Annotated in this window: 17 protein-coding genes and 2 tRNA genes; 15 read left to right on the top strand and 4 right to left on the bottom strand. The window is 58.5% G+C overall.

Annotated elements, in window-relative coordinates; all coding sequences use genetic code 11:
* Positions 1–164: 164 nt before the first annotated feature.
* The 15 genes from ftsH to CER19_RS27505 all read left to right on the top strand — a co-directional run bounded on the left by ftsH (position 165) and on the right by CER19_RS27505 (position 15,653).
* A complete protein-coding gene (gene ftsH, locus CER19_RS27435; RefSeq protein WP_116668672.1) occupies positions 165–2,075 on the top strand; it encodes an ATP-dependent zinc metalloprotease FtsH in 1,911 nt (636 codons plus the stop codon).
* Positions 2,076–2,083: 8 nt separating this feature from the next.
* Positions 2,084–2,935, top strand: a complete 852-nt coding sequence (folP, locus tag CER19_RS27440) for a dihydropteroate synthase (RefSeq protein ID WP_054898020.1) — start codon at positions 2,084–2,086, stop codon at positions 2,933–2,935.
* 16 nt (positions 2,936–2,951) lie between these two features.
* Positions 2,952–4,289: a phosphoglucosamine mutase gene (gene glmM, locus CER19_RS27445; protein ID WP_003194195.1), complete on the top strand. Its 1,338-nt coding sequence runs from the start codon at positions 2,952–2,954 to the stop codon at positions 4,287–4,289.
* Between the two features lie 66 nt (positions 4,290–4,355).
* The gene (gene tpiA / locus CER19_RS27450) at positions 4,356–5,111 is read left to right on the top strand and encodes a triose-phosphate isomerase (RefSeq protein WP_003194193.1); all 756 of its coding nucleotides are present in this window, start codon (positions 4,356–4,358) and stop codon (positions 5,109–5,111) included.
* 4 nt (positions 5,112–5,115) lie between these two features.
* Positions 5,116–5,499 carry a preprotein translocase subunit SecG gene (secG, locus tag CER19_RS27455; RefSeq protein ID WP_003194191.1) on the top strand — a complete coding sequence of 128 codons (384 nt, stop codon included), beginning with the start codon at positions 5,116–5,118 and terminating at the stop codon, positions 5,497–5,499.
* Positions 5,500–5,521: 22 nt separating this feature from the next.
* A tRNA-Leu gene (locus tag CER19_RS27460) sits at positions 5,522–5,607 on the top strand.
* A 96-nt stretch (positions 5,608–5,703) separates the two neighbouring features.
* A tRNA-Met gene (locus tag CER19_RS27465) sits at positions 5,704–5,780 on the top strand.
* A gap of 140 nt (positions 5,781–5,920) precedes the next feature.
* On the top strand, positions 5,921–6,379 hold the full coding sequence (gene rimP, locus CER19_RS27470; protein ID WP_032873230.1) for a ribosome maturation factor RimP: 459 nt from the start codon (positions 5,921–5,923) through the stop codon (positions 6,377–6,379).
* 47 nt (positions 6,380–6,426) lie between these two features.
* Complete coding sequence (gene nusA, locus CER19_RS27475) at positions 6,427–7,908, top strand: transcription termination factor NusA (RefSeq protein WP_057703317.1); 1,482 nt, start codon at positions 6,427–6,429, stop codon at positions 7,906–7,908.
* A 27-nt stretch (positions 7,909–7,935) separates the two neighbouring features.
* Positions 7,936–10,452: a translation initiation factor IF-2 gene (infB, locus tag CER19_RS27480; protein ID WP_116668673.1), complete on the top strand. Its 2,517-nt coding sequence runs from the start codon at positions 7,936–7,938 to the stop codon at positions 10,450–10,452.
* A 159-nt stretch (positions 10,453–10,611) separates the two neighbouring features.
* A complete protein-coding gene (rbfA, locus tag CER19_RS27485; protein WP_003176137.1) occupies positions 10,612–11,007 on the top strand; it encodes a 30S ribosome-binding factor RbfA in 396 nt (131 codons plus the stop codon).
* Between the two features lie 3 nt (positions 11,008–11,010).
* Complete coding sequence (gene truB / locus CER19_RS27490; RefSeq protein WP_005791476.1) at positions 11,011–11,928, top strand: tRNA pseudouridine(55) synthase TruB; 918 nt, start codon at positions 11,011–11,013, stop codon at positions 11,926–11,928.
* 260 nt (positions 11,929–12,188) lie between these two features.
* The gene (gene rpsO / locus CER19_RS27495) at positions 12,189–12,458 is read left to right on the top strand and encodes a 30S ribosomal protein S15 (protein WP_003177875.1); all 270 of its coding nucleotides are present in this window, start codon (positions 12,189–12,191) and stop codon (positions 12,456–12,458) included.
* 195 nt (positions 12,459–12,653) lie between these two features.
* A complete protein-coding gene (pnp, locus tag CER19_RS27500) occupies positions 12,654–14,759 on the top strand; it encodes a polyribonucleotide nucleotidyltransferase (RefSeq protein ID WP_003194180.1) in 2,106 nt (701 codons plus the stop codon).
* A gap of 294 nt (positions 14,760–15,053) precedes the next feature.
* On the top strand, positions 15,054–15,653 hold the full coding sequence (locus CER19_RS27505) for a BON domain-containing protein (RefSeq protein ID WP_116668674.1): 600 nt from the start codon (positions 15,054–15,056) through the stop codon (positions 15,651–15,653).
* 289 nt (positions 15,654–15,942) lie between these two features.
* Here CER19_RS27505 and CER19_RS27510 read toward each other — a convergent pair whose 3' ends face one another.
* From CER19_RS27510 to pgi, 4 genes are all read right to left on the bottom strand, one after another.
* Entirely contained in the window at positions 15,943–18,864 is a 2,922-nt protein-coding gene (locus CER19_RS27510; protein WP_116668675.1) for a DUF748 domain-containing protein, read from the bottom strand.
* A gap of 88 nt (positions 18,865–18,952) precedes the next feature.
* Positions 18,953–19,969: a class I SAM-dependent rRNA methyltransferase gene (locus tag CER19_RS27515; protein WP_116668676.1), complete on the bottom strand. Its 1,017-nt coding sequence runs from the start codon at positions 19,967–19,969 to the stop codon at positions 18,953–18,955.
* A gap of 92 nt (positions 19,970–20,061) precedes the next feature.
* Entirely contained in the window at positions 20,062–21,999 is a 1,938-nt protein-coding gene (acs, locus tag CER19_RS27520; protein ID WP_116668677.1) for an acetate--CoA ligase, read from the bottom strand.
* 105 nt (positions 22,000–22,104) lie between these two features.
* Entirely contained in the window at positions 22,105–23,769 is a 1,665-nt protein-coding gene (gene pgi, locus CER19_RS27525; protein ID WP_003194166.1) for a glucose-6-phosphate isomerase, read from the bottom strand.
* Positions 23,770–23,777: the final 8 nt, after the last annotated feature.

Raw genomic sequence — 23,777 nt, forward strand, 5'->3', positions numbered from 1 at the left:
TTTCGTCACCAAGCTTTACGAATATTGAGTGGTCAAAGTTTCACAAAGGGTTACAGACGGCGCCTGCCAGAGTTGTAGGTAATGTAGTAAGTTAGGCCGGTGAATATCATGCGAAGCGCGCGCCAGTAGCGGAGCTTGCTTCAGAGGGTAGTTAATTGAACGATATGGCAAAGAATCTGATCCTGTGGTTGATCATCGCGGCTGTCCTGGTGACGGTGATGAACAACTTCTCCAGCCCTAACGAGCCGCAGACCCTCAACTATTCCGACTTCATCCAGCAAGTTAAGGATGGCAAGGTCGAGCGCGTAGCGGTTGATGGCTACGTGATTACCGGTAAGCGCAACGATGGCGACAGCTTCAAGACCATTCGTCCTGCCATTCAGGACAACGGTCTCATCGGTGACCTGGTGGATAACAAGGTCGTTGTGGAAGGCAAGCAGCCTGAACAGCAAAGCATCTGGACCCAGCTCCTGGTGGCCAGCTTCCCGATCCTGGTGATTATCGCCGTGTTCATGTTCTTCATGCGCCAGATGCAAGGTGGTGCGGGAGGCAAGGGCGGGCCGATGAGCTTCGGTAAGAGCAAGGCACGCCTGCTCTCCGAAGACCAGGTGAAGACCACCCTGGCTGACGTTGCAGGTTGCGACGAAGCCAAGGAAGAAGTCGGCGAGTTGGTCGAGTTCCTGCGTGATCCGGGCAAGTTCCAGCGCCTGGGTGGCCGTATCCCTCGCGGTGTGCTGATGGTGGGCCCGCCGGGTACCGGTAAAACCTTGCTGGCCAAGGCGATTGCCGGCGAAGCCAAGGTGCCTTTCTTCACGATTTCCGGTTCTGACTTCGTCGAGATGTTTGTCGGCGTCGGCGCCAGCCGTGTTCGCGATATGTTCGAGCAGGCCAAGAAGCACGCGCCATGCATCATCTTCATCGACGAAATCGATGCCGTCGGTCGCCATCGTGGCGCGGGCATGGGTGGTGGTCACGATGAGCGTGAGCAGACCCTCAACCAATTGCTGGTAGAGATGGATGGTTTCGAGATGAATGACGGCATTATCGTCATCGCCGCAACCAACCGTCCCGACGTTCTCGACCCTGCGTTGCTGCGTCCGGGCCGTTTCGACCGTCAGGTTGTGGTCGGTCTGCCGGACATTCGTGGCCGTGAGCAGATCCTGAAAGTACACATGCGCAAGGTACCGATGGGTGACGACGTGGCTCCGGGCGTGATCGCACGCGGTACTCCCGGCTTCTCCGGTGCTGATTTGGCGAACCTGGTGAACGAGGCTTCGCTGTTCGCTGCCCGTACTGGCAAGCGCATCGTTGAAATGAAAGAGTTCGAATTGGCAAAAGACAAGATCATGATGGGCGCTGAGCGCAAATCCATGGTCATGTCCGAGAAAGAGAAGCAGAACACCGCTTATCACGAAGCCGGTCACGCTATTGTAGGTCGTGTTGTGCCTGAGCATGACCCCGTCTACAAAGTGTCGATCATTCCCCGTGGTCGGGCACTCGGTGTGACCATGTTCCTGCCGGAAGAGGATCGCTACAGCCTCTCCAAGCGTGCGCTGATCAGTCAGATCTGCTCGCTGTATGGCGGCCGAATTGCTGAAGAAATGACCCTTGGCTTCGACGGTGTGACCACTGGCGCCTCCAATGACATCATGCGTGCCAGCCAGATTGCGCGAAACATGGTGACCAAGTGGGGCTTGTCGGAAAAACTCGGCCCATTGATGTACGCCGAAGAAGAAGGCGAAGTGTTCCTGGGGCGTGGCGGCGGTGGGCAAAGCGCCAGCTTCTCAGGTGAGACAGCCAAGCTGATCGATTCCGAGGTTCGTAGCATCATTGACCAGTGCTACGGCACTGCCAAGCAGATTTTGACTGACAACCGTGACAAGCTGGACGCCATGGCTGATGCGTTGATGAAGTACGAAACCATCGATGCCGACCAGATCGATGACATCATGTCGGGCCGTACGCCGCGTGAGCCGCGCGACTGGGAAGGTGGTTCGGGTACTTCGGGCACTCCGCCTGTGGTGCAGAATGAGCGCCCTGAAACGCCTATCGGCGGCCCGGCAGCTGATCACTAAGGTTTGAAATGACTTCTGCTTTGTCCTCTACCCGGTTGCCTTGCGGCAACCGGGTTCTTGATTTGGCCCGGACGCATGTCATGGGCATTCTCAATGTAACCCCTGACTCCTTTTCCGATGGTGGCCGCTTCAGCCAGCTGGATGCCGCGTTGCGCCACGCCGAGGCGATGGTGGCTGCCGGTGCGACGCTGATTGATGTAGGAGGGGAATCCACCCGCCCCGGCGCTCGTGTTGTTTCTCCTTTGGAGGAGCTGGAGCGGGTGGCGCCCGTGGTTGAGCGTATTGCCCGTGAGCTGGATGTCATCATCTCGGTAGACACCTCCACCCCGGCAGTAATGCGCGAAACTGCGCGGCTCGGAGCTGGGTTGATCAACGATGTGCGTTCGCTTCAGCGCGATGGCGCCCTTGATGCGGCCGCTGCTACCGGCTTGCCTGTCTGCCTGATGCATATGCTGGGTGAGCCCGGCAACATGCAGGACAATCCGCATTACGACGATCTGGTCGGCGAGGTGAGTGGGTTTCTTGCTGAGAGGATTGCCCAGTGTGTGGCGGTGGGTATTGCGCCTGAGCAGATCATCCTCGATCCGGGGTTTGGCTTTGCCAAGACCCTGCAGCACAATCTAAGCCTGTTCAAACACATGGAAGCCTTGCATGCCCTTGGTCGCCCGCTGTTGGTCGGTGTTTCGCGCAAGAGCATGATAGGGCTCGCCTTGAATCGCCCGGTCGGCGAGCGCCTGTATGGCGGGCTGGCGCTTGCGGCGCTTGCCGTGACCAAGGGCGCACGTATTTTGCGTGTGCATGATGTCGCCGAAACGGTCGATGTGGTGCGCATGCTCGCTGCTGTAGAATCAGCCGAATAAGAATGATGGAGCACTTATGACTAAAAAATATTTTGGCACCGACGGCATTCGTGGTCGGGTCGGCGAATTCCCGATCACCCCTGATTTCATGCTCAAGCTGGGTTGGGCTGCAGGCATGGCGTTCCGCAGCATGGGCGCGTGTCGCATCCTGGTGGGCAAGGACACCCGTATTTCGGGCTACATGTTTGAGTCTGCGCTGGAGGCCGGATTGTCCGCCGCCGGGGCTGATGTGATGCTGTTGGGCCCTATGCCCACGCCGGCGATCGCTTACCTGACGCGTACCTTCCACGCTGAAGCCGGTATTGTGATCAGCGCCTCCCACAATCCTCATGATGACAACGGCATCAAGTTTTTCTCGGGGCAGGGCACCAAGCTGCCTGACGAGATCGAGTTGATGATCGAAGAGCTGCTGGATGCGCCGATGACGGTGGTCGAGTCCAGCAAGCTGGGCAAGGTGTCGCGCATTAACGACGCGTCAGGTCGCTATATCGAATTCTGTAAAAGCAGCGTCCCGAGCAGCACTAATTTCGCAGGCTTGAAGATTGTTGTCGATTGCGCCCATGGTGCGACCTACAAGGTAGCGCCGAGCGTCTTCAAGGAGTTGGGCGCACAGGTCACCGTGCTGTCGGCTCAGCCCAACGGCTTGAACATCAACGACAATTGCGGTTCTACCCACATGGAGCAGCTGCAGGCTGCTGTGCTGGCTGAACATGCGGACCTGGGCATTGCTTTTGATGGCGATGGCGACCGTGTGCTGATGGTGGATCACACTGGCACGATCGTGGATGGTGATGACCTGTTGTTCATCATTGCCCGTGACCTGCATGAGCGTAACAAGCTGCAAGGTGGCGTGGTCGGCACCCTGATGAGTAATCTCGGGCTGGAATTGGCGTTGGCAGAACTGGGGATTCCTTTTATTCGCGCCAATGTCGGTGACCGCTATGTGATCGCCGAACTGCTGGAGCGTAACTGGTTGGTTGGCGGTGAGAATTCCGGGCATGTGGTCTGCTTCCAGCACACCACCACGGGTGACGCTATCATCGCCGCACTACAGGTGCTGCTCGCCCTGCGTCGCCGCGAGGAGAGCCTGGCCCAGGCGCGTCAAGCCCTGCGCAAGTGTCCGCAAGTGCTGCTCAATGTGCGTTTTGCCGGTGGCGAAAACCCCATCGAGCACCCTGCTGTCAAAGAGGCCTGCGAGCGCGTGACCCAGGCAATGGCGGGGCGCGGGCGCGTGTTGCTGCGCAAGTCCGGCACAGAGCCGCTGGTGCGTGTGATGGTCGAAGGTGAGGACGAAACGCAGGTTCGCGGCCATGCCGAAGACCTGGCAAAACTGGTAACTGAAGTTTGCGCCTGAATTCGGCTTGCCAGTGATGATGTGGTTGGGTAACATCTGCGCCCACTTTGACCGACGGGGTACAGCATGCGTCGCACTATGGTAGCTGGTAACTGGAAGATGCACGGTACCCGCGCCAGTGTCGCTGAGCTGATCAATGGCCTTCGTCACTTGGCCTTGCCTAGCGGTGTTGACGTCGCGGTGTTCCCGCCTTGCTTGCATATCAACCAAGTGGTTGATGGCTTGAAGGGCAAGTCGATCCAGGTCGGCGCGCAGAACTCTGCGGTAGAGCCGATGCAAGGTGCGTTGACCGGCGAGATTTCGCCGAGTCAGCTGGTTGATGCGGGTTGTTCCTATGTGCTTGTCGGGCACTCCGAGCGTCGCCAGATGATGGGCGAGCGGGATGGGACGCTCAACCGCAAGTTCGCCGCGGCACAGGCTTGTGGCTTGATTCCGGTGTTGTGCATAGGGGAGACCCTTGAGCAGCGCGAATCGGGCAAGACTCTTGAAGTTGTCTCGCGTCAGCTGGGCAGCATCATCGAGGAGCTGGGTGTTGGTGCATTTGCAAAGGCGGTCATTGCTTACGAGCCGGTCTGGGCCATTGGCACCGGGCTGACTGCTACACCGCAACAGGCGCAGGATGTGCACGCAGCCATCCGCGCGCAGTTGGCGGCAGAGAATTCTGAGGTCGCACAAGGTGTGCGGCTTCTATACGGCGGCAGCGTGAAGGCGGCCAATGCGGTCGAACTGTTCGGCATGCCGGATATCGATGGGGGGCTCATTGGTGGAGCTTCCCTGAATGCAGATGAGTTCGGTGCGATCTGTCGCGCCGCGGGAAACTGAAAAAATGCTGGAAACAGTCGTAGTCGTTTTTCATCTGTTGGCTGCCCTGAGCGTAGTTGCTCTGGTTTTGCTGCAACAGGGTAAAGGTGCGGATGCTGGTGCGTCTTTCGGTGCAGGTGCTTCAAATACTGTGTTCGGAAGCCAAGGTTCCTCTACCTTTCTTAGTAAGTTTACTGCTATACTTGCCGCAGGTTTCTTCATAACCAGCTTAGGGTTAGGTTACTTTGCTAAAGAGAAAGCTCATGTGCTGACTCAAGTAGGTTTGCCAAACCCAGCGGTGTTGGAAGTTCCAAAAGCAAAACCGGCTTCTGATGATGTCCCGGTGCTTCAAGAGCAAAAGTCGGCTACTCCAGCGACTGACGTACCTCCAGCTCAAGAGCAAAAGTAAGAAGGGTTGTAAGCGCTGTATTGCCGAGGTGGTGGAATTGGTAGACACGCAACCTTGAGGTGGTTGTGCCCATAGGGTGTAGGGGTTCGAGTCCCCTTCTCGGTACCAATTATCAGGAGAGCCCGCTGTTGCGGGCTTTCTTGTAGGTGGAAGGTTACATTGACCCTGTAAGGGATCGGTCGTATACTTCCGCCCCAGCTTTGTCGCGGGGTGGAGCAGTCTGGTAGCTCGTCGGGCTCATAACCCGAAGGTCGTCGGTTCAAATCCGGCCCCCGCAACCAGTTTTAGCGGAGCCCCTTTTAAGGGGCTTTTTGTTAGCTGGACACTTTCAACGCCGCTGTTCGACGGCGTTTCAAGGATGGGCGTTTCGCCCATTTTTTTATTTTGCACAGCATGCACATACATGCACGAGGGGGTTCAGGTGTCGAGCAAGCTAGAAGAGTTGCAGGCCTTGTTGGCCCCGGTGGTCGTGGCCCTAGGCTATGAATGCTGGGGTATTGAGTTTTCGGCTCAAGGTCGCCACTCAATGTTGCGCGTTTATATCGATAAAGAGGGCGGCGTGCTGGTGGACGATTGTGCCATTGTCAGCCGTCAGATCAGCGGTGTGCTGGATGTTGAAGATCCGATCTCCGTTGAATACACCCTTGAAGTTTCCTCGCCAGGCATGGAACGCCCACTGTTCACTATCGAGCAGTTTGCTAAATATGCCGGTGAACAAGTGAAGATCAAGCTGCGCTCCCCCTTTGAAGGGCGACGCAACTTTCAGGGCCTTCTGCGCGGTGTAGAAGAGCAGGATGTCGTGGTGCAGGTAGAAGACCACGAGTTCCTGTTGCCGATCGATATGATCGACAAGGCCAACATTATTCCCAGTTTTGACTGAGACGCGGATCCCGCGGATCCAATGGCTTGCGAAAGGCGAGGCGTACGATGAGCAAAGAAGTACTGCTGGTTGTTGAGTCGGTATCCAATGAAAAGGGTGTACCGGCAAGCGTGATTTTTGAAGCGTTGGAGCTGGCCCTGGCCACTGCTACCAAGAAACGTTTTGAAGACGAAGTAGATCTGCGTGTGGAAATCAACCGCCACACTGGTGCCTATGAGACTTTCCGTCGTTGGACGGTGGTCGAAGAGGACGATCTTGATGATCCGGCCATCGAAACCTGGCCAAGCAAGGTTGCGCAAACGCATCCGGGCGCTCAGGTTGGCGATGTTGTCGAAGAAAAGATCGAGTCGATCGAATTCGGCCGTATTGCTGCACAGACCGCCAAGCAGGTCATCGTGCAGAAGGTTCGCGAAGCCGAGCGCGCTCAAGTCGTTGACGCCTACCGCGAACGCCTGGGTGAAATCATCTCTGGCACCGTGAAAAAAGTTACCCGCGACAACGTGATCGTCGACCTGGGCAACAACGCCGAAGCGTTGCTGGCCCGCGAAGACATCATCTCTCGCGAAACCTTCCGTGTCGGCGTGCGTCTGCGTGCGCTGCTCAAGGAAATCCGCACCGAGAACCGCGGCCCGCAGTTGATCCTGTCGCGGACCGCGCCGGAAATGCTGATCGAGCTGTTCCGTATCGAAGTGCCGGAAATCGCCGAAGGCCTGATCGAAGTGATGGCTGCGTCCCGTGACCCGGGTTCGCGTGCCAAGATCGCGGTCCGCTCCAAGGACAAACGCATCGACCCGCAAGGCGCTTGCATCGGTATGCGCGGTTCGCGCGTCCAGGCAGTGTCGGGCGAATTGGGCGGTGAGCGTGTGGATATCGTCCTGTGGGACGATAACCCGGCGCAGTTCGTGATCAACGCCATGTCGCCGGCTGAAGTGGCGGCAATTATCGTTGACGAAGATGCCCATGCAATGGACATCGCCGTTGGCGCAGACAATCTGGCTCAGGCCATTGGTCGTGGTGGTCAGAACGTGCGTCTGGCCAGCCAACTGACCGGCTGGACCCTGAACGTGATGACCGAATCGGACATCCAGGCTAAGCAGCAAGCTGAAACCGGTGACATCCTGCGCAACTTCATCGAAGAGTTGGAAGTCGATGAAGACCTGGCACAGGTACTGGTAGATGAAGGCTTCACCAGCCTGGAAGAGATTGCCTACGTACCGTTGGAAGAAATGCTCAACATCGACGGCTTTGACGAAGACACCGTCAACGAGCTTCGCGCTCGGGCCAAGGATCGTTTGTTGACTAAAGCCATCGCTACTGAGGAAAAGCTGGCAGACGCCCATCCGGCCGAAGACCTGCTCTCGCTTGAGGGTATGGACAAGGATTTGGCGATGGAACTGGCGGTGCGCGGCGTAATTACCCGCGAAGACCTGGCCGAGCAGTCTATTGACGATCTGCTCGACATCGACGGCATTGACGAAGATCGTGCCGGCAAGTTGATCATGGCCGCCCGAGCCCATTGGTTCGAGTAATTAGGCGCGGCCTGAGGAGAGAAGTGCATGACGCAAGTCACGGTGAAACAACTGGCCGATGAGGTCAAAACACCGGTAGAGCGCCTGTTGCAGCAGATGCGTGAGGCAGGTCTGCCGCACACCGCCGCCGATGAAGGTGTGAGCGATAGTGAGAAGCAGTCTTTGCTGACTCACTTGAAGAGCAGCCACAAGGCGAAAGTGGAAGAACCGCGCAAGATTACATTGCAGCGCAAAACCACCAGCACCCTGCGGGTTGCGGGTAGCAAGAGCATCAGCGTTGAAGTACGCAAGAAGAAAGTCTTCGTACAGCGCAGCCCGGAAGAAATCGAAGCCGAGCGCAAACGCGAGCTGGAAGAACGTCGCGCAGTAGAAAATGCTGCACGTCAGAAGGCTGAAGAAGAAGCCAAGCGTCGCGCCGAAGAAGAAGCGCGTCGCCAGCCTGCTGCTGCGCAACCTGCTGCCACTGACGCGGTCGCCGCCCCTGTTGAAGCTGTGCGTGAGGCCGCCCCGGTTGCCGCCGCACCTGCTCCTGCAGCAGACGCCCGCAAGCGCGACGAGCCTCGTCGTCCGGACAAACCACGTGCTGACGACAACAATCGTCGCGGTGGTGGTGGCGATGGCGAGCGTAAAAACGCTCCGCACCGCGCCTCGGTCAAAGAGAAAGCGCCTGCACCACGCGTTGCCCCACGTACCACCGACGAAGAAAGCGATGGCTTCCGTCGTGGTGGTCGCGGCAAAGCCAAGCTGAAGAAACGCAACGCCCACGGTTTCCAGAGCCCAACCGGCCCTGTCGTGCGTGAAGTGAAGATCGGCGAGACCATCACTGTGGGCGATCTGGCCCAGCAGATGTCGGTCAAGGCTGCTGAAATCATCAAGTTCATGTTCAAGCTGGGCACTCCAGCCACCATCAACCAGGTACTGGACCAGGAAACTGCCCAGTTGGTTGCTGAAGAGCTGGGCCACAAAGTGACCCTGGTCAGCGACACCGCCCTGGAAGATTCCCTGGCCGAGTCCCTGAAGTTTGAAGGTGAGGCGGTCTCCCGTGCGCCGGTTGTGACCGTAATGGGCCACGTTGACCACGGTAAGACTTCCCTGCTCGACTACATCCGTCGTGCCAAGGTTGCCGCAGGCGAAGCCGGTGGTATTACTCAGCACATCGGTGCATACCACGTTGAAACCGAGCGCGGCATGGTCACCTTCCTCGACACCCCAGGTCACGCCGCGTTTACCGCAATGCGTGCCCGTGGTGCCAAGGCGACCGACATCGTGATCCTGGTGGTTGCAGCGGACGACGGCGTAATGCCGCAGACCATTGAAGCTGTCCAGCACGCCAAGGCTGCCGGTGTTCCTCTGGTCGTTGCCGTGAACAAAATCGACAAGCCGGGCGCCGATCTCGATCGCATCCGTAGCGAACTGTCGGTTCACGGCGTGACGTCCGAGGAATGGGGTGGCGAGACGCCATTCGTATCGGTCTCGGCGAAAATGGGTACCGGCGTTGACGAGCTGCTCGAAGCGGTCCTGTTGCAAGCCGAAGTCCTGGAACTGACCGCTACTCCATCGGCTCCTGGCCGTGGCGTCGTGGTTGAGTCCCGTCTCGACAAGGGCCGTGGCCCGGTTGCCACCGTGCTGGTCCAAGACGGTACTCTGCGCCAAGGCGACATGGTACTGGTCGGTTCGAACTACGGCCGTGTACGTGCCATGCTCGACGAGAACGGCAAGCCAATCAAGGAAGCAGGTCCTGCCATCCCAGTCGAGATTCTCGGCCTGGACGGTACGCCGGACGCTGGCGACGAGATGAGCGTAGTGGCTGACGAGAAGAAAGCCCGTGAAGTGGCTCTGTTCCGTCAAGGCAAGTTCCGCGAAGTCAAGCTGGCCCGTGCTCACGCCGGCAAGCTGGAAAACATCTTCGAGAACATGGGTCAGGAAGAGAAGAAGACGCTTAACATCGTCCTCAAGTCTGACGTTCGTGGTTCCCTCGAAGCATTGAACGGCGCCTTGAACGGCCTGGGTAACGACGAAGTGCAAGTGCGCGTTGTCGGTGGCGGTGTCGGTGGTATCACCGAATCCGACGCCAACCTGGCACTGGCCTCCAACGCTGTACTGTTCGGCTTCAACGTGCGTGCCGATGCTGGCGCTCGCAAGATCGTCGAGCAGGAAGGCCTGGACATGCGTTACTACAACGTCATCTACGACATCATCGAAGACGTCAAGAAAGCCCTTACCGGTATGCTTGGCAGCGACGTCCGGGAGAACATCCTGGGTATCGCCGAGGTGCGTGACGTGTTCCGCTCGCCGAAATTCGGTGCGATTGCCGGATGTATGGTGGTTGAAGGCACTGTGTACCGTAACCGTCCAATCCGTGTACTGCGTGAAGACATCGTTATCTTCGAAGGCGAGCTGGAATCCCTGCGCCGCTTCAAGGATGACGCTGCCGAAGTACGTGCCGGCATGGAATGCGGTATCGGCGTCAAGAGCTACAACGACGTCAAGGTTGGCGACAAGATCGAAGTCTTCGAGAAGGTTCAGGTTGCTCGCAGCCTCTAACTCGCGCACTTCAGGAGCCGCGCAGCGTGTGGGCATGCAGATGCCCCGCGCAGCGTCAGGACTCTAAACGCAACGCCCGGTCTGGCTTTTGTCAGGCCGGGCGTTTGCCGCTTTCAGACCCCACGGGTTTCACCGTGTGGCAGTAACAGGTAACAAGACATGGCAAAAGAATACAGCCGTACCCAGCGTATCGGCGATCAGATGCAGCGTGAGCTGGCCCAACTGATCCGCCGCGAAGTCAAAGACCCACGCGTTGGCCTGGTCACCATTACCGCTGTTGAAGTGAGCCGTGACGTGGGTCACGCCAAGATCTTCATCACCGTGATGGGGCAGGACAACAGCGAAGAAATCGCGCAAAGCATCAAGGTGCTCAACTCCGCCGCAGGTTTCCTGCGTATGCAGTTGGCCCGTGAAATGAAGCTGCGCAGCGTTCCACAGTTGCACTTCCACTACGACGAAAGCGTCGTGCGTGGCGCGCACCTGTCGGCCCTGATCGAACGCGCCGTGGCTGAAGACAGCCAGCATCCGTCCACACCTGAAGACGCCAAGGAGTAAGCGGTGGCTCAGGTCAAACGTATCCGTCGCAACGTCAGTGGCATCATTCTGCTCGACAAACCCATTGGCTTTACCTCCAATGCCGCGTTGCAGAAGGTTCGCTGGCTGCTCAATGCCGAGAAGGCCGGGCATACCGGCAGCCTTGATCCATTGGCCACCGGTGTATTGCCGTTGTGCTTTGGCGAGGCCACCAAGTTTTCGCAATACCTGCTTGATTCCGACAAGGGTTACGAAACCCTGATGCAACTGGGCAAGACCACCACCACGGCAGATGCCGAAGGTGATGTTTTGCAGGTTCGCGACGTGACCGTTGGTCGTGCGGATATCGAAGCTGCTTTACCCGCTTTTCGTGGGCAAATCAGTCAGATACCGCCGATGTACTCGGCACTCAAGCGCGATGGTCAGCCACTTTACAAGCTGGCACGTGCGGGCGAAGTAGTGGAGCGCGAACCGCGTTCTGTTACTATTGCGCGCTTGGAATTGCTCGCTTGTGAAGGCGACACTGCCCGTTTGGCCGTGGACTGCAGCAAAGGCACCTATATCCGTACCCTGGTGGAAGATATTGGTGAAAAGCTCGGTTGCGGCGCCTACGTTGCAGAACTGCGACGTACACAAGCCGGACCTTTCACCTTGGCCCAGACGGTCACGCTGGAAGAGCTGGAAGCGGTGCACGCCGAAGGCGGCAACGAAGCGGTTGATCGCTTCCTGATGCCATCGGACAGCGGTTTGCTGGATTGGCCATTGCTGCACTTCTCGGAGCACAGCGCGTTCTATTGGCTCAACGGCCAGCCGGTACGCGCCCCGGATGCCCCGAAGTTCGGCATGGTGCGAGTACAGGATCATAACGGTCGCTTTATCGGTATCGGTGAAGTGAGCGAAGACGGGCGCATCGCGCCGCGTCGGCTGATTCGGTCAGAATGACCGGAACCAGTTTGTGGTAAAAGCGTAGCGAGCGAAGGTAAGACAAGGAAAAAACAGGCGAGGAAGCGGAGTTAACTGCTGTTAATGAGCATTCCGAGCCTGTTTTTGACGCAGGATTACCGAGCGCAGTAGCTTTTACGCAAACTGGGACGAGTGTGGCTGTTAACAGGCATGGTCAACACTCATTTTTAGATACAGGGATTTGTCCCTGGCCTGTTGAAACTGCCCTTTGGGTGGTTTCCTGAAAAAAGGATTGCCTCATGGCTCTCGACGTTCAAGAAAAAGCACAAATCGTAGCTGACTATCAGCAAGCTGTTGGTGACACTGGTTCGCCAGAAGTGCAAGTTGCACTGCTGACCCACAACATCAACAAACTGCAAGGTCACTTCAAGGCCAACGGTAAAGACCACCACTCCCGTCGTGGTCTGATCCGCATGGTAAACCAGCGCCGTAAGCTGCTGGACTACCTGAAAGGCAAGGATCTGGGTCGTTATCAGACTCTGATCGGTCGCCTGGGTCTGCGTCGCTAATAAGCGATTGCGCTAGAGGTTGGTTGTCTGCCGCGTGTCATCGGGATTCCCGTTGGCCCGTGGTAGGCTCCCAGCCTCAAGTTTTATCTGGATACACGTTTTACCCTGGACGAGCGTCGGGCCGATTCCCGGCATTGCCCAAGAATTTCGCAAGAAGACAAGTTCCCCCAAGAGCCACAAAGAAGGTAGGACACCGTGAACCCGGTTATCAAAAAATTCCAGTTCGGTCAGTCGACCGTTACCCTCGAGACAGGCCGTATCGCCCGTCAAGCCTCCGGCGCAGTGCTGGTTACCGTTGACGACGACGTGACCGTACTGGTGACCGTTGTTGGCGCCAAGACCGCTGACCCGAGCAAGGGCTTCTTCCCTCTGTCCGTTCACTACCAGGAAAAGACTTACGCTGCCGGTAAGATCCCTGGCGGTTTCTTCAAGCGCGAAGGCCGTCCTTCCGAGAAAGAAACCCTGACTTCCCGACTGATCGACCGTCCGATCCGTCCGCTGTTCCCAGAAGGCTTCATGAACGAAGTGCAGGTTGTCTGCACCGTCGTTTCCACCAGCAAGAAGACCGATCCGGACATCGCTGCGATGATCGGTACCTCGGCTGCCCTGGCCATCTCCGGCATTCCTTTCGATGGCCCGATCGGCGCTGCCCGCGTTGCGTTCCACGAAAGCACCGGCTACCTGCTGAACCCGACTTACGAGCAACAGAAAGCATCGAGCCTGGACATGGTCGTTGCCGGTACGTCCGAAGCCGTATTGATGGTTGAATCGGAAGCCAAAGAGCTGACCGAAGACCAGATGCTGGGTGCCGTACTGTTTGCTCACGACGAGTTCCAGGTTGTGATCAACGCGGTTAAAGAATTGGCTGCCGAAGCTGCCAAGCCGACCTGGACCTGGGCTGCTGCCCCGGAAGCCACCGAACTGCTGGGCGCTATCCGCTCCGAGTTCGGCGCTGCCATCTCCGACGCCTACACCATCACCGTCAAGGCCGACCGTTACGCTCGCCTGGGTGAGCTGAAGGACCAGGTCGTCGCCAAGCTGTCCGGCGAAGAAGGCCAGCCTTCTTCCAGCGAAGTCAAAGCTGCTTTCGGTGAGATCGAATACCGCACCGTTCGCGAAAACATCGTTAACGGCAAGCCACGTATCGACGGTCGCGACACCCGCACCGTGCGTCCGCTGAACATCGAAGTCGGCGTTCTGCCGAAGACTCACGGTTCGGCGCTGTTCACCCGTGGCGAAACCCAGGCCCTGGTCGTTGCGACCCTGGGTACTGCCCGTGACGCACAACTGCTGGACACCCTGGAAGGCGAGAAAAAAGACCCCTTCATGCTGCACTACAACTTCCCTCCGTTCTCGGTGGGCGAGTGTGGTCGTATGGGCGGTGCAGGTCGTCGCGAGATCGGTCACGGCCGTCTGGCCCGTCGTTCGGTTCAGGCCATGCTGCCTGCTGCTGACGTGTTCCCGTACACCATCCGTGTTGTATCGGAAATCACCGAGTCCAACGGTTCCAGCTCCATGGCTTCGGTCTGCGGTGCTTCCCTGGCTCTGATGGACGCCGGTGTGCCAATGAAGGCACCGGTTGCCGGTATCGCCATGGGCCTGGTTAAAGAAGGCGAGAAGTTCGCCATCCTGACCGACATCCTGGGTGACGAAGACCACCTGGGCGACATGGACTTCAAAGTAGCCGGTACCGCCAAAGGTGTGACCGCGCTGCAGATGGACATCAAGATCAAAGGCATCACCGAAGAGATCATGGAAATCGCCCTGGGCCAAGCCCTGGAAGCGCGCCTGAACATCCTCGGCCAGATGAACCAGATCATTGGTCAGTCCCGCACCGAACTGTCGGAAAATGCTCCGACCATGATCGCGATGAAAATCGACACCGACAAAATCCGTGATGTCATCGGTAAAGGCGGCGCGACCATCCGTGCGATCTGTGAAGAAACCAAGGCTTCGATCGACATCGAAGACGACGGTTCGATCAAGATCTTCGGCGAAACCAAGGAAGCGGCTGAAGCTGCACGCCAGCGCGTCCTGGGTATCACCGCTGAGGCCGAGATCGGCAAGATCTACGTCGGTAAGGTTGAGCGCATTGTCGACTTCGGCGCGTTCGTCAACATCCTCCCAGGCAAAGACGGTCTGGTTCACATCTCCATGCTGAGCGATGCTCGCGTTGAGAAAGTGACCGACATTCTGAAAGAAGGCCAGGAAGTGGAAGTGCTGGTACTGGACGTGGACAACCGCGGCCGTATCAAGCTGTCCATCAAGGACGTAGCAGCAGCCAAGGCTTCGGGCGTTTAATCACCCGCAGGCTTCACGCTGAAAAAAAGGACTCCTCGGAGTCCTTTTTTATGGGCGCGAGAAAATGAAGCAGAATCAGCTGTTTAGCGCCGCCCAAAAGCCGCAACTTGCATGCAGGCACGATGGGCTTCATGCAAGTTGCACGATTTCGAAAATTCACTTATTTCATAACTCATTGTTTATTAAGGGATTTAATCTGTTCTGCGAGTTGGCACACTGCCTGCAATATCCCTGGTAGCGCTGCAGCATGAAGGTTTACGCCTGCAGACTTTTAATAAAACAGGAGTTACTCGTATGAAGAAGTTCGCTCTCGCTACTGCTACCGCTCTGACCCTGGCCATGGGTGCTAACGTAGCCTTTGCTCAGACTTCCCAAGCCCCTATGACTTTGGCGGCCGGTGAAGCGACCAAGGCTAAGGAAAGCGTTTCGGATACTTGGATCACCACTAAAGTCAAAGCTGACCTGCTGACCGAAAAAGGCATTCCAGGTTCGGACATCAAGGTTGAGACCAACAAAGGTGTGGTTTCCCTGTCCTCCGAAGTTGCAGTCTCGGATTCGCAGAAAGCCACTGCTGTAGCCATCACCAAGAAAATCAAAGGTGTGACTGCGGTTTCTGCTGACGGCCTGCTGGCTGGCGGTGCTGTGAAAGCTGACAACATCGACAAAGCCAAGGAAGGGACTTCGGATACTTGGATTACCACCAAGGTAAAAGCTGATCTGGTAACCGAGAAAGGCATTCCTGGCACCGACATCAAAGTCGAAACCAACAAAGGCGTAGTTTCCCTGTCGTCGACCGCAGCGGTCACCGAGGCTCAGAAAACTACAGCTGTGAACATCGCCAAGAAAATCAAAGGCGTTAAAGCTGTATCGGCCGATGGCCTGAAAGCAGAGTAACGCTGACGTTTCGTCTGGACTGAATAGCGGCGGCTTAGGGTGAGTTAGATATCCACCTGACGCACCTCTGGAGTTCATGCGACCGACCACACGGATGTGGTCATTACAGGCCCCGGCACTTGTGTCGGGGCCTGTTCTATTCCGGTTGAAACAAAACTGCCAACCCAACCACAAAAAAATGTGGGAGCTGGCTTGCCTGCGATGCTGGCACCTCGGTCATTCAGTTGCACCGAGGTGATGCTATCGCAGGCAAGCCAGCTCCCACATTAGGATGGGCGGTGCTTAGAAGTTATTCAGCATCCAGGTGCATTGGAGTGATCACCCGGCCATCTTTCTCGGCCTGCCCCAACTGCGCATCGATGAAGTACACGCGGTCATCTTCCAACTGGCCCTTGTCTACCAGGTAATCCTTGATCGTGCTGGCTCGGTCCTGCCCCAACTGGCGCAGCAGTACATCACTGCTACTCCAGAACTTGATCACACCGTCCTTGAGCTTCGCCGAGCGCTCGTCGCTGCCCAGGTCTTTCCATTCGGCCGGGGGTTGCTGTTTGAGGCGGGTACGGTAGATGCCTTCCAACAATGGTGCCTTTTCCTTCTCTGGCACTTCAAGCAACGAGGCCTGGGCCGGGACCTTGTCGCCACGGCGCTGGAGGATCTTGTAATAGTTGTATTGGTATTCACGTTCCAGTCGCTGTGCGGCCAGGAACGGCCCGTCGCTGCTGGCAGCGGCGGTGCCTTCAATTTCCAGACGTAGGGCAGGGCGTTCTTTCAGCGCCTTGGCCAGGGGGTTCAGAGCGCCTTCGGCGTCTTTGTTCAGCTCACTGGAGCCTGCGGCGAACGACACATTGCCCAGGTCTTCAGAGCCACCACCGGTGACCAGCCCGCCAATGAACTTGAAGGGCGCGGTTGCCGCGCGTACCACGAGGTTGCGCAGGGTCTGCCACACAATCGGCATCACGCTGAATTGCGGGTTGTTCAGGTCGCCGCTTACCGGCAGTTCGATGGAGATCTTGCCGTCGGAGTCCTTGAGCAGGGCGACAGCCAGGCGAATCGGTAAGTCCACGGCATCGGAGCTGTCGACTTTTTCACCCAACTGCAGTTGCTCGACCACCACTTTGTTTTCAGCCTTCAATTGGCCTTTGGTGATCACGTAGTGCAGATCGAGATTCAGGCGGCCCTTGCGGATGCGGAAGCCTGCGAATTTACCTGAGTAGGGCGTCAGGTTGGTCAGCTCGACACGCTTGAAGCTGGTGGCGATGTCCAGCGCGGCCATCGGATCAAACGGGTTGACGCTGCCTTTGATCGTCACTGGTGCGTAACGGTCCACCTTACCCTTGATGTCGACGCTCGCCGGTTTGGCCTGGCGACTGTCGATGGTGCCAATCTGGCCGTTGAGCTGTTGAATCGCGGTGGCAAAGTTGGGCGTGAGGCTAAAGTCGGCAAAGTTGGCCGAACCATCGTTGATCGCGATCTGCCCGATGTGAATGCCCAGGGGCTTGTCGTTACTGGCGGCAGGTTTGGCTGCCGACTTGCTGCCACTGTCGGCTGGCTGCGGAATCAGCAGGTCGTCGATGTTCGTGGTGCGATCTTCGTTGATCATGAAGCGCGCATACGGCTGCAGCAGGTTGACCTTGTCGATCGACAGGCTTTGGCCGTGCTGGTAGTTCACGCCCTCTAGCACCAGGCGCTGCCACTTGAGGAAGTCGCGGGTCTTTAGGGTGTCGAGGGTATGCAACTGGTCAACCTGGGCGCGGCCGGTGACCTGAAGGGCCAGTGGCTCGGTGCTTTTGAGGTTCACGTCCAGGTTGCTGCCCAGCATGCCGCTGCGCAATTCCAGGCGAATAAACGGGCTGATATAGGCCTGGGCGATACGCAGGTCGATGTCCTGGGTGTTCACTTTCAGCTTGGCACTGACCGGGTTGAGGTTGACCTCGCCGGTTGCCTGGATCTTGCCTTGCTTACCCAGGCCGGTGTCGACCTTCAAGGCGAAAGGGCTCTGGTTGAGGCTGTCGAAGTTTTGCACGTCGACATTCAACGGGCCCAGTTCCAGCGCGACCGCAGGTTTTGCCTGGCGGTCGGCCAGGTGCACCTGATAGTTACGCAGTTGCACATCCTTGAGCAGCACTTGCCATGGTTTGCTCGGGGCCGCCGGTTGTGCCGACGGTGCGTCGGCAGCGGCTGGTTCCGGAGCCTTGGCCGGTTTGCTCGGTTGGCTGGCGAACAGCTTCTGCCAGTCCAGCTGACCATCGGCCTCACGGGCGGCCCAGGTTTCCAGCTTGTTGCTGCGGATCTTGCCGACAATGACCTGCTGCCTGGCCAGGTCTACCGTGGTTTCGCTGACGTCCAGGCGTTCCAGGCGTGCCAGTGGCCGGCCGTCGGGGGCCTTGATAGCAAAGGGGGCGATGCTGGCGGCGGTGTTGGTCAGGTTCAGCTCGGTTTCTTTGGCCAGGCTGAATTTGTAGTCAGTGCTGAAGTTGAGCACCCCGTCTTCCAGTACCAGTGGCAGGGCGTCACGTACATATGGCCACCAGGCTTTCATCTTGCCGTCGGTAACCTTCAAGGTGCCTTCGGAGGTGATCGGTACCAGGCTGAAGTTGCCTTTCCAGTCGATTTGCCCACCATCGGGGCCGGCGGCGACCAGCGTCATATCGGCATTGTCGTCAGGTAAGGTGCTGAGGTTTTTCAGCTCGAAGTCGAGTTCGTCGTAGAGGAATTCGATGGGCTCGCTGGGGCGCAGGTCCTGGAAATGCAGGTTACCACCGGCCAGCTTGATGCTGTCGATACGCAGTGGGAACGGCTTGGCATCAGGATCGGCCGGGGTAGGCTCGCTCGGAGGCAGTTTGAACAACTGCGCCAGGTTCAGTTGGCCGGATTTGTCGAACAGCAGTTCGGTCTTGGGCTTGTCCAGTTGCACATCGGCCAGGTGCAGGGCGCGGGTCCAGAGGCTGTCGATCTGCAGGTTGGCGTAGAGGCGTTCGAAACCTACTTGTTCTTTGCCTGGCTCACCGATCTTCAGGCCCCACAGCGTCAGTTCCAGGCTGAAGGGGTTGAGCTCGATGCGCTCGATTCGCGCCGGCACCGTGGCGTAATTGGCCAACTGTTGGTTGGCAATGCGAAGGGCGATGCCGGGTAATATCAGAAAGCCCAGCAAGCTGTACAAAGCAAGGGCGGTCAACAAGGCGCCTACGGCGCGGATCAATCCTTTGGGCATGGGTGAACGCCATCTATGTCGAACGAGAGTGCCTTGGAGTATGGCACGGGAATTCGGTTCCGAAGAACCGTGGGCGCTGGGAAACTTCCTACAAATGCAGGATCAGCGTTTTCAACGGAGGCTGTTGGTCCCTGGAGGGAAAGTCGGCTCCAGGTGTCATAACCTGCCATTCGCGCACCGGGCGCCCGGCTTTTTCTGCACAGCGCAGCACTTGTTCACGCCAGTCCTCCATGCTGACCTTTGCCAGGTTGTTGCAGCAAATCAGCACGCCATGGTCGGCGGTGGCCAGCAGTGCGGGTTTGAGCAGGCTTTGATAGTCGCGCAACAGGTCGACGGTGCCGAAGGCGCTCTTGGCCCAGGCGGGGGGATCGAGCAGTACCAGGTCGTATTGGCGCTGCTCCAGGCGTGGATAGCTCGGCAGTTTCTGCCCGCGACGCTGGGTGATCGGCAGGCCCGCCAGTTGGCGAATGGCCGGGAAGTAATCGGACTGTACAAACTCCATGCTCGGCAACTGTGGGTTGAGCTGGCCGTTTTCACGCCCCACTGCCAGGTTGCCCTCGGCAAAATCCAGGTTGCACACCTCGCGTGCGTCGCCCGCTGCCGCGCTCAAACCTACGCCACAGGTGTAGGCGAACAGGTTCAGCACGCTTTTGCCGGCGCTGTGGTCCTTGACCCAGCCCCGGGTGTTGCGCAGGTCGAGGAACAGCAGTGGGTCTTGCCCGGCGTGGCGCCCACGCACACGGTAATTGAGGCCCCACTCGTGGCCGACCAGGTCTTCCAATGCGCCAGGCTCCGCGCGGTACACCGTGTCTTCGCGGTCGATGCGCGAGTTGCCGCGGGCACGGTCGTTGTACACCAGCAACAATTCCAGGCCCATGTATTGGTTGATCAGTTGGTGCAGGTCCAGCAAGTCTGCCGTTTCCAGGGACTGGTGGAAGCTTTGTACCAGCAATTGCGGACCGTAGCGGTCGATGGTCAAGCCGCCGGCGCCTTCCTGGCTGCCGTGAAACAGCCGATAGCAATCCGTACCCTGGGTGTGCAGCGTGTTGATCAGGTCTTGGCGGTGATCGAGGGCGGCGCGCAGCGCCTGATTCAAGGGAGTCATGGAGCGCGCCTTGCTGGTAGATGAATAAGAAAAATGGGGCGCGAAGTTTAACAGCTAACCCCGGCCTGCACAGGCCGGGGATAATCCTGGGGCTATCGGTTGAGGCGTTTGTCGATCAAACCGTCCACCACACTGGGGTCGGCCAGGGTCGAGGTGTCGCCCAGGCTGTCCAGTTCGTTACAGGCGATCTTGCGCAAGATGCGTCGCATGATCTTGCCGGAGCGAGTTTTCGGCAGGGCAGGGGCCCATTGGATCAATTCCGGTTTGGCGAAGCTGCCAATTTCCTTGCTGACCAAGTCCAGCAGGTGCTTTTTCAACGCGTCGCTGGGTTCGACGCCATTCATGGGGGTGACAAAAGCGTAGATGCCCTGGCCCTTCACGTCGTGGGGGTAGCCCACTACAGCGGCTTCGGCGACCTGATCATGCAGCACCAGGGCACTTTCCACCTCGGCGGTGCCGATGCGATGGCCGGACACGTTGATCACATCGTCGATCCGCCCGGTGATCCAGTAGTCGCCGTCTTCATCGCGCCGTGCGCCATCCCCGGTGAAGTAGTAGCCGGGGTAGGGCTTGAAGTAGGTGTCGATCATGCGCTGCGGGTCGCCGTAGACGCTGCGAATCTGCCCCGGCCAGCTTGATTTGATGGCAAGTACACCACTGCCGGCGCCACTGATTTCCTTGCCCTGTTCGTCGAGCAACACCGGTTGTACGCCGAACATGGGCTGTGTCGCGCAGCCGGGTTTGATGCGCTGGGCGCTGACCAACGGGCTGAGCATGATGCCGCCGGTTTCGGTCTGCCACCAGGTATCGACAATGGGGCAGCGCTGTTCGCCGACGGCGTTGAAATACCAGTCCCAGGCTTCCGGGTTGATCGGCTCACCTACGCTGCCCAGCAGGCGCAGGCTGGCGCGCGATGTACTCTGCAGCGGGCCGTGGCCTTCTCGCATCAGGGCGCGCAGAGCGGTGGGCGCGGTGTAGAAAATATTTACCTGGTGTTTATCGATGACTTGCCAGAAGCGTGAACTGTCCGGATAACTCGGCACGCCTTCGAACATCAGCGAGGTGGCGCCATTGGCCAGCGGGCCGTAGACGATATAACTGTGGCCGGTGACCCAGCCCACGTCGGCGGTGCACCAGAACACTTCGCCTTCTTGGTAATCGAGCACGTACTTGAAGGTCATCGCCGCTTGCAGCAGGTAGCCAGCGGTTGTGTGCAGCACGCCTTTGGGTTTGCCGGTGCTGCCGGAGGTATAGAGGATGAACAGCGGGTCTTCGGCGTCCATCGGCTCGGGTGGGCAGTTGTCGCTGGCGGCGTCCAGGGCGGCTTGGTACTTGAGGTCGCGGCCCTCGTGCCAACTCACGCCCGCCCCGGTGCGCTCCACCACCAGTACCGTGCTGACATTCGGGCAACTGGCCAGGGCCTTGTCGACGTTCTGTTTCAGCGCCACGGGCTTGCCACCGCGTACGCCTTCGTCGGCGGTGATCACGGTGCGGCAATCGGCGTCGAGAATGCGGTCGCGCAGGGCGTCAGGAGAGAAACCACCAAACACCACCGAGTGCACTGCGCCAATTCGCGTGCAGGCCAGCATGGCGTAGGCCGCCTCGGGGATCATCGGCATGTAGATGCACACGCGATCACCTTTGTTGACGCCACGGCTTTTCAACACATTGGCCAGGCGGCTGACGTTTTGGTGCAGTTGACGGTAAGTAATCGTGCAGGATTTTGACGGATCATCGCCTTCCCAGATGAAGGCCGGCTGATCGGCGCGTTGCGCCAAGTGACGGTCGATGCAGTTGTAGCTGACGTTCAACTGACCGCCGGCAAACCATTGGGCGGCACCGGTGTGGATGTTTGACTGCTGGACGCTGTGCCAGGGTTTTATCCAGTCGAGAAAGCCCTTGGCCTGTTCGGCCCAGAAGGTGTCTGGCTGGTCGATGGATTGGCGATAGAGGCGCTGATAGTCCTCTTGACTGAGTTGCGCAGCCCGGCGGACGGCATCGGCGGTGGGGAAGGTGCTGATATCGAACATGAGCGCTCCTTATTCTTGTTTTTGCGACAAGTAATAAAGATGCACCCTGGGGCGGGAGGGTTCAAGGCCAACGTCCAAACGGACGTTGGCCTTGAATGAACGGCTTCAGCCGCGGTGACGACCGCGGAAGTAGTTGATCAGGCCCTGGGTCGAAGCATCTTCGGCCAAGGTTTCTTCGGCGCCGGTCAGGCGGTTGTACACGCCTTTGCCCAGCTCCTTGCCCAGTTCAACGCCCCATTGGTCGAAGGCATTGATGCCCCACACTACGCTCTGCACGAACACCTTATGCTCATACATCGCCACCAGCGCACCCAGGCGGCGCGGGCTGATGCGCTCGACCACCAGGGTATTGCTCGGACGATTGCCCGGGATCACCTTGTGCGGTGCCAGCTTTTGTACTTCGGCTTCCGGCAGGCCCTTCTCGCGAAGTTCGGCTTCGGCCTCGCTGCGGGTCTTGCCGAGCATCAGCGCCTGGCTCTGGGACAGGCAGTTGGCGTACAGCCACTGATGGTGGTCGGACACCGGGTTGAAGCTGACGATCGGCACGATGAAGTCGGCCGGGATCAATTGAGTCCCTTGGTGCAGCAACTGGTGGTAAGCGTGCTGGCCGTTGCAGCCTACGCCGCCCCAGATCACCGGGCCGGTATCGGTGGACACGGGCGTGCCGTCCTGGCGCACGCTCTTGCCATTGGATTCCATGTCCAGCTGCTGCAAATGCTTGGTGATGTTACGCAGGTAATGGTCGTACGGCAGGATCGCATGGCTCTGCGCACCCCAGAAGTTGCCGTACCACACGCCCAGCAAGCCCAGCAGCACGGGCATGTTGGCTTCGAACGGCGCGTTCAGGAAGTGCTGGTCCATGGTGTAGGCACCCGACAGCAGTTCCTTGAAGTTGGACATGCCAATGGCCAGGGCGATTGGCAAACCGATGGCGGACCACAACGAGTAACGCCCACCGACCCAGTCCCACATCGGGAAAATGTTCTCTTCACGGATACCGAAGGCCACGGCCGCGGCATTGTTGCTCGAGACGGCGATGAAGTGGCGATACAGCTCGGCTTCCGAGCCCCCCTGGGCCAGGTACCAGGCGCGGGCGGCCTGGGCGTTTTTCAGGGTTTCCAGGGTGTTGAAGGATTTGGACGAGACGATAAACAGCGTGGTCTCGGCGCGCAGCTTCATGGTCAGTTCGTGGAACTCGCTGCCGTCGATGTTCGCCAGGTAGTGGCAACGCACGCCTTTGTGGGCATAGGACAGCAAGGCCTCCGAGACCAGTTCCGGGCCGAGGAACGAGCCACCGATACCGATGTTCACCACGTCGGTGATCGGCTTCTCGGTGTAGCCGCGCCACAGGCCGTCGTGGATACGACCGACCAGGTCAGTGATCTGGTTCAGCACCTTGTGCACGTCCGGCATGATGTTCACGCCGTTGACCGACAGCTTGTCGCCCACCGGGCGGCGCAGGGCGGTGTGCAGGGCAGGGCGGCCCTCGGAGGAGTTGACCGGTTCGCCAGCGTACTGCGCGTCGATAGCCGCCTTGAGATTGACTTCCTTGGCCAGGCCCACCAACAGGTCGCGGGTCTCGCTGGTGATCAGGTTTTTCGAGTAATCGAGGAAAAGTCCGCAGCTGCTCAAGGTGAACTGGGAAAAACGCTGAGGATCGGCATTGAACGCCTCGCGCATGCTGAAATCCTGCATGGCTTGGCGATGTTGAACAAGCGCTTGCCAGGCGGGCAGCGCGGTAACGTCATGAGGGGTGCGGTAGTACGCCATCGCTGCGG

The organism is Pseudomonas sp. GL93 (assembly GCF_003408955.1).
Classification (GTDB): Bacteria; Pseudomonadota; Gammaproteobacteria; order Pseudomonadales; family Pseudomonadaceae; genus Aquipseudomonas; species Aquipseudomonas paracarnis.

Coding starts and splice junctions, on each gene's coding strand:
- folP (WP_054898020.1), top strand. CDS start 2,084: ATGACTTCTGCTTTGTCCTCTACCCGGTTGCCTTGCGGCAACCGGGTT.
- CER19_RS27515 (WP_116668676.1), bottom strand. CDS start 19,969: ATGACTCCCTTGAATCAGGCGCTGCGCGCCGCCCTCGATCACCGCCAA.
- nusA (WP_057703317.1), top strand. CDS start 6,427: ATGAGCAAAGAAGTACTGCTGGTTGTTGAGTCGGTATCCAATGAAAAG.
- acs (WP_116668677.1), bottom strand. CDS start 21,999: ATGTTCGATATCAGCACCTTCCCCACCGCCGATGCCGTCCGCCGGGCT.
- pgi (WP_003194166.1), bottom strand. CDS start 23,769: ATGGCGTACTACCGCACCCCTCATGACGTTACCGCGCTGCCCGCCTGG.
- infB (WP_116668673.1), top strand. CDS start 7,936: ATGACGCAAGTCACGGTGAAACAACTGGCCGATGAGGTCAAAACACCG.
- glmM (WP_003194195.1), top strand. CDS start 2,952: ATGACTAAAAAATATTTTGGCACCGACGGCATTCGTGGTCGGGTCGGC.
- CER19_RS27510 (WP_116668675.1), bottom strand. CDS start 18,864: ATGCCCAAAGGATTGATCCGCGCCGTAGGCGCCTTGTTGACCGCCCTT.
- rpsO (WP_003177875.1), top strand. CDS start 12,189: ATGGCTCTCGACGTTCAAGAAAAAGCACAAATCGTAGCTGACTATCAG.
- ftsH (WP_116668672.1), top strand. CDS start 165: ATGGCAAAGAATCTGATCCTGTGGTTGATCATCGCGGCTGTCCTGGTG.
- tpiA (WP_003194193.1), top strand. CDS start 4,356: ATGCGTCGCACTATGGTAGCTGGTAACTGGAAGATGCACGGTACCCGC.
- CER19_RS27505 (WP_116668674.1), top strand. CDS start 15,054: ATGAAGAAGTTCGCTCTCGCTACTGCTACCGCTCTGACCCTGGCCATG.
- secG (WP_003194191.1), top strand. CDS start 5,116: ATGCTGGAAACAGTCGTAGTCGTTTTTCATCTGTTGGCTGCCCTGAGC.
- rbfA (WP_003176137.1), top strand. CDS start 10,612: ATGGCAAAAGAATACAGCCGTACCCAGCGTATCGGCGATCAGATGCAG.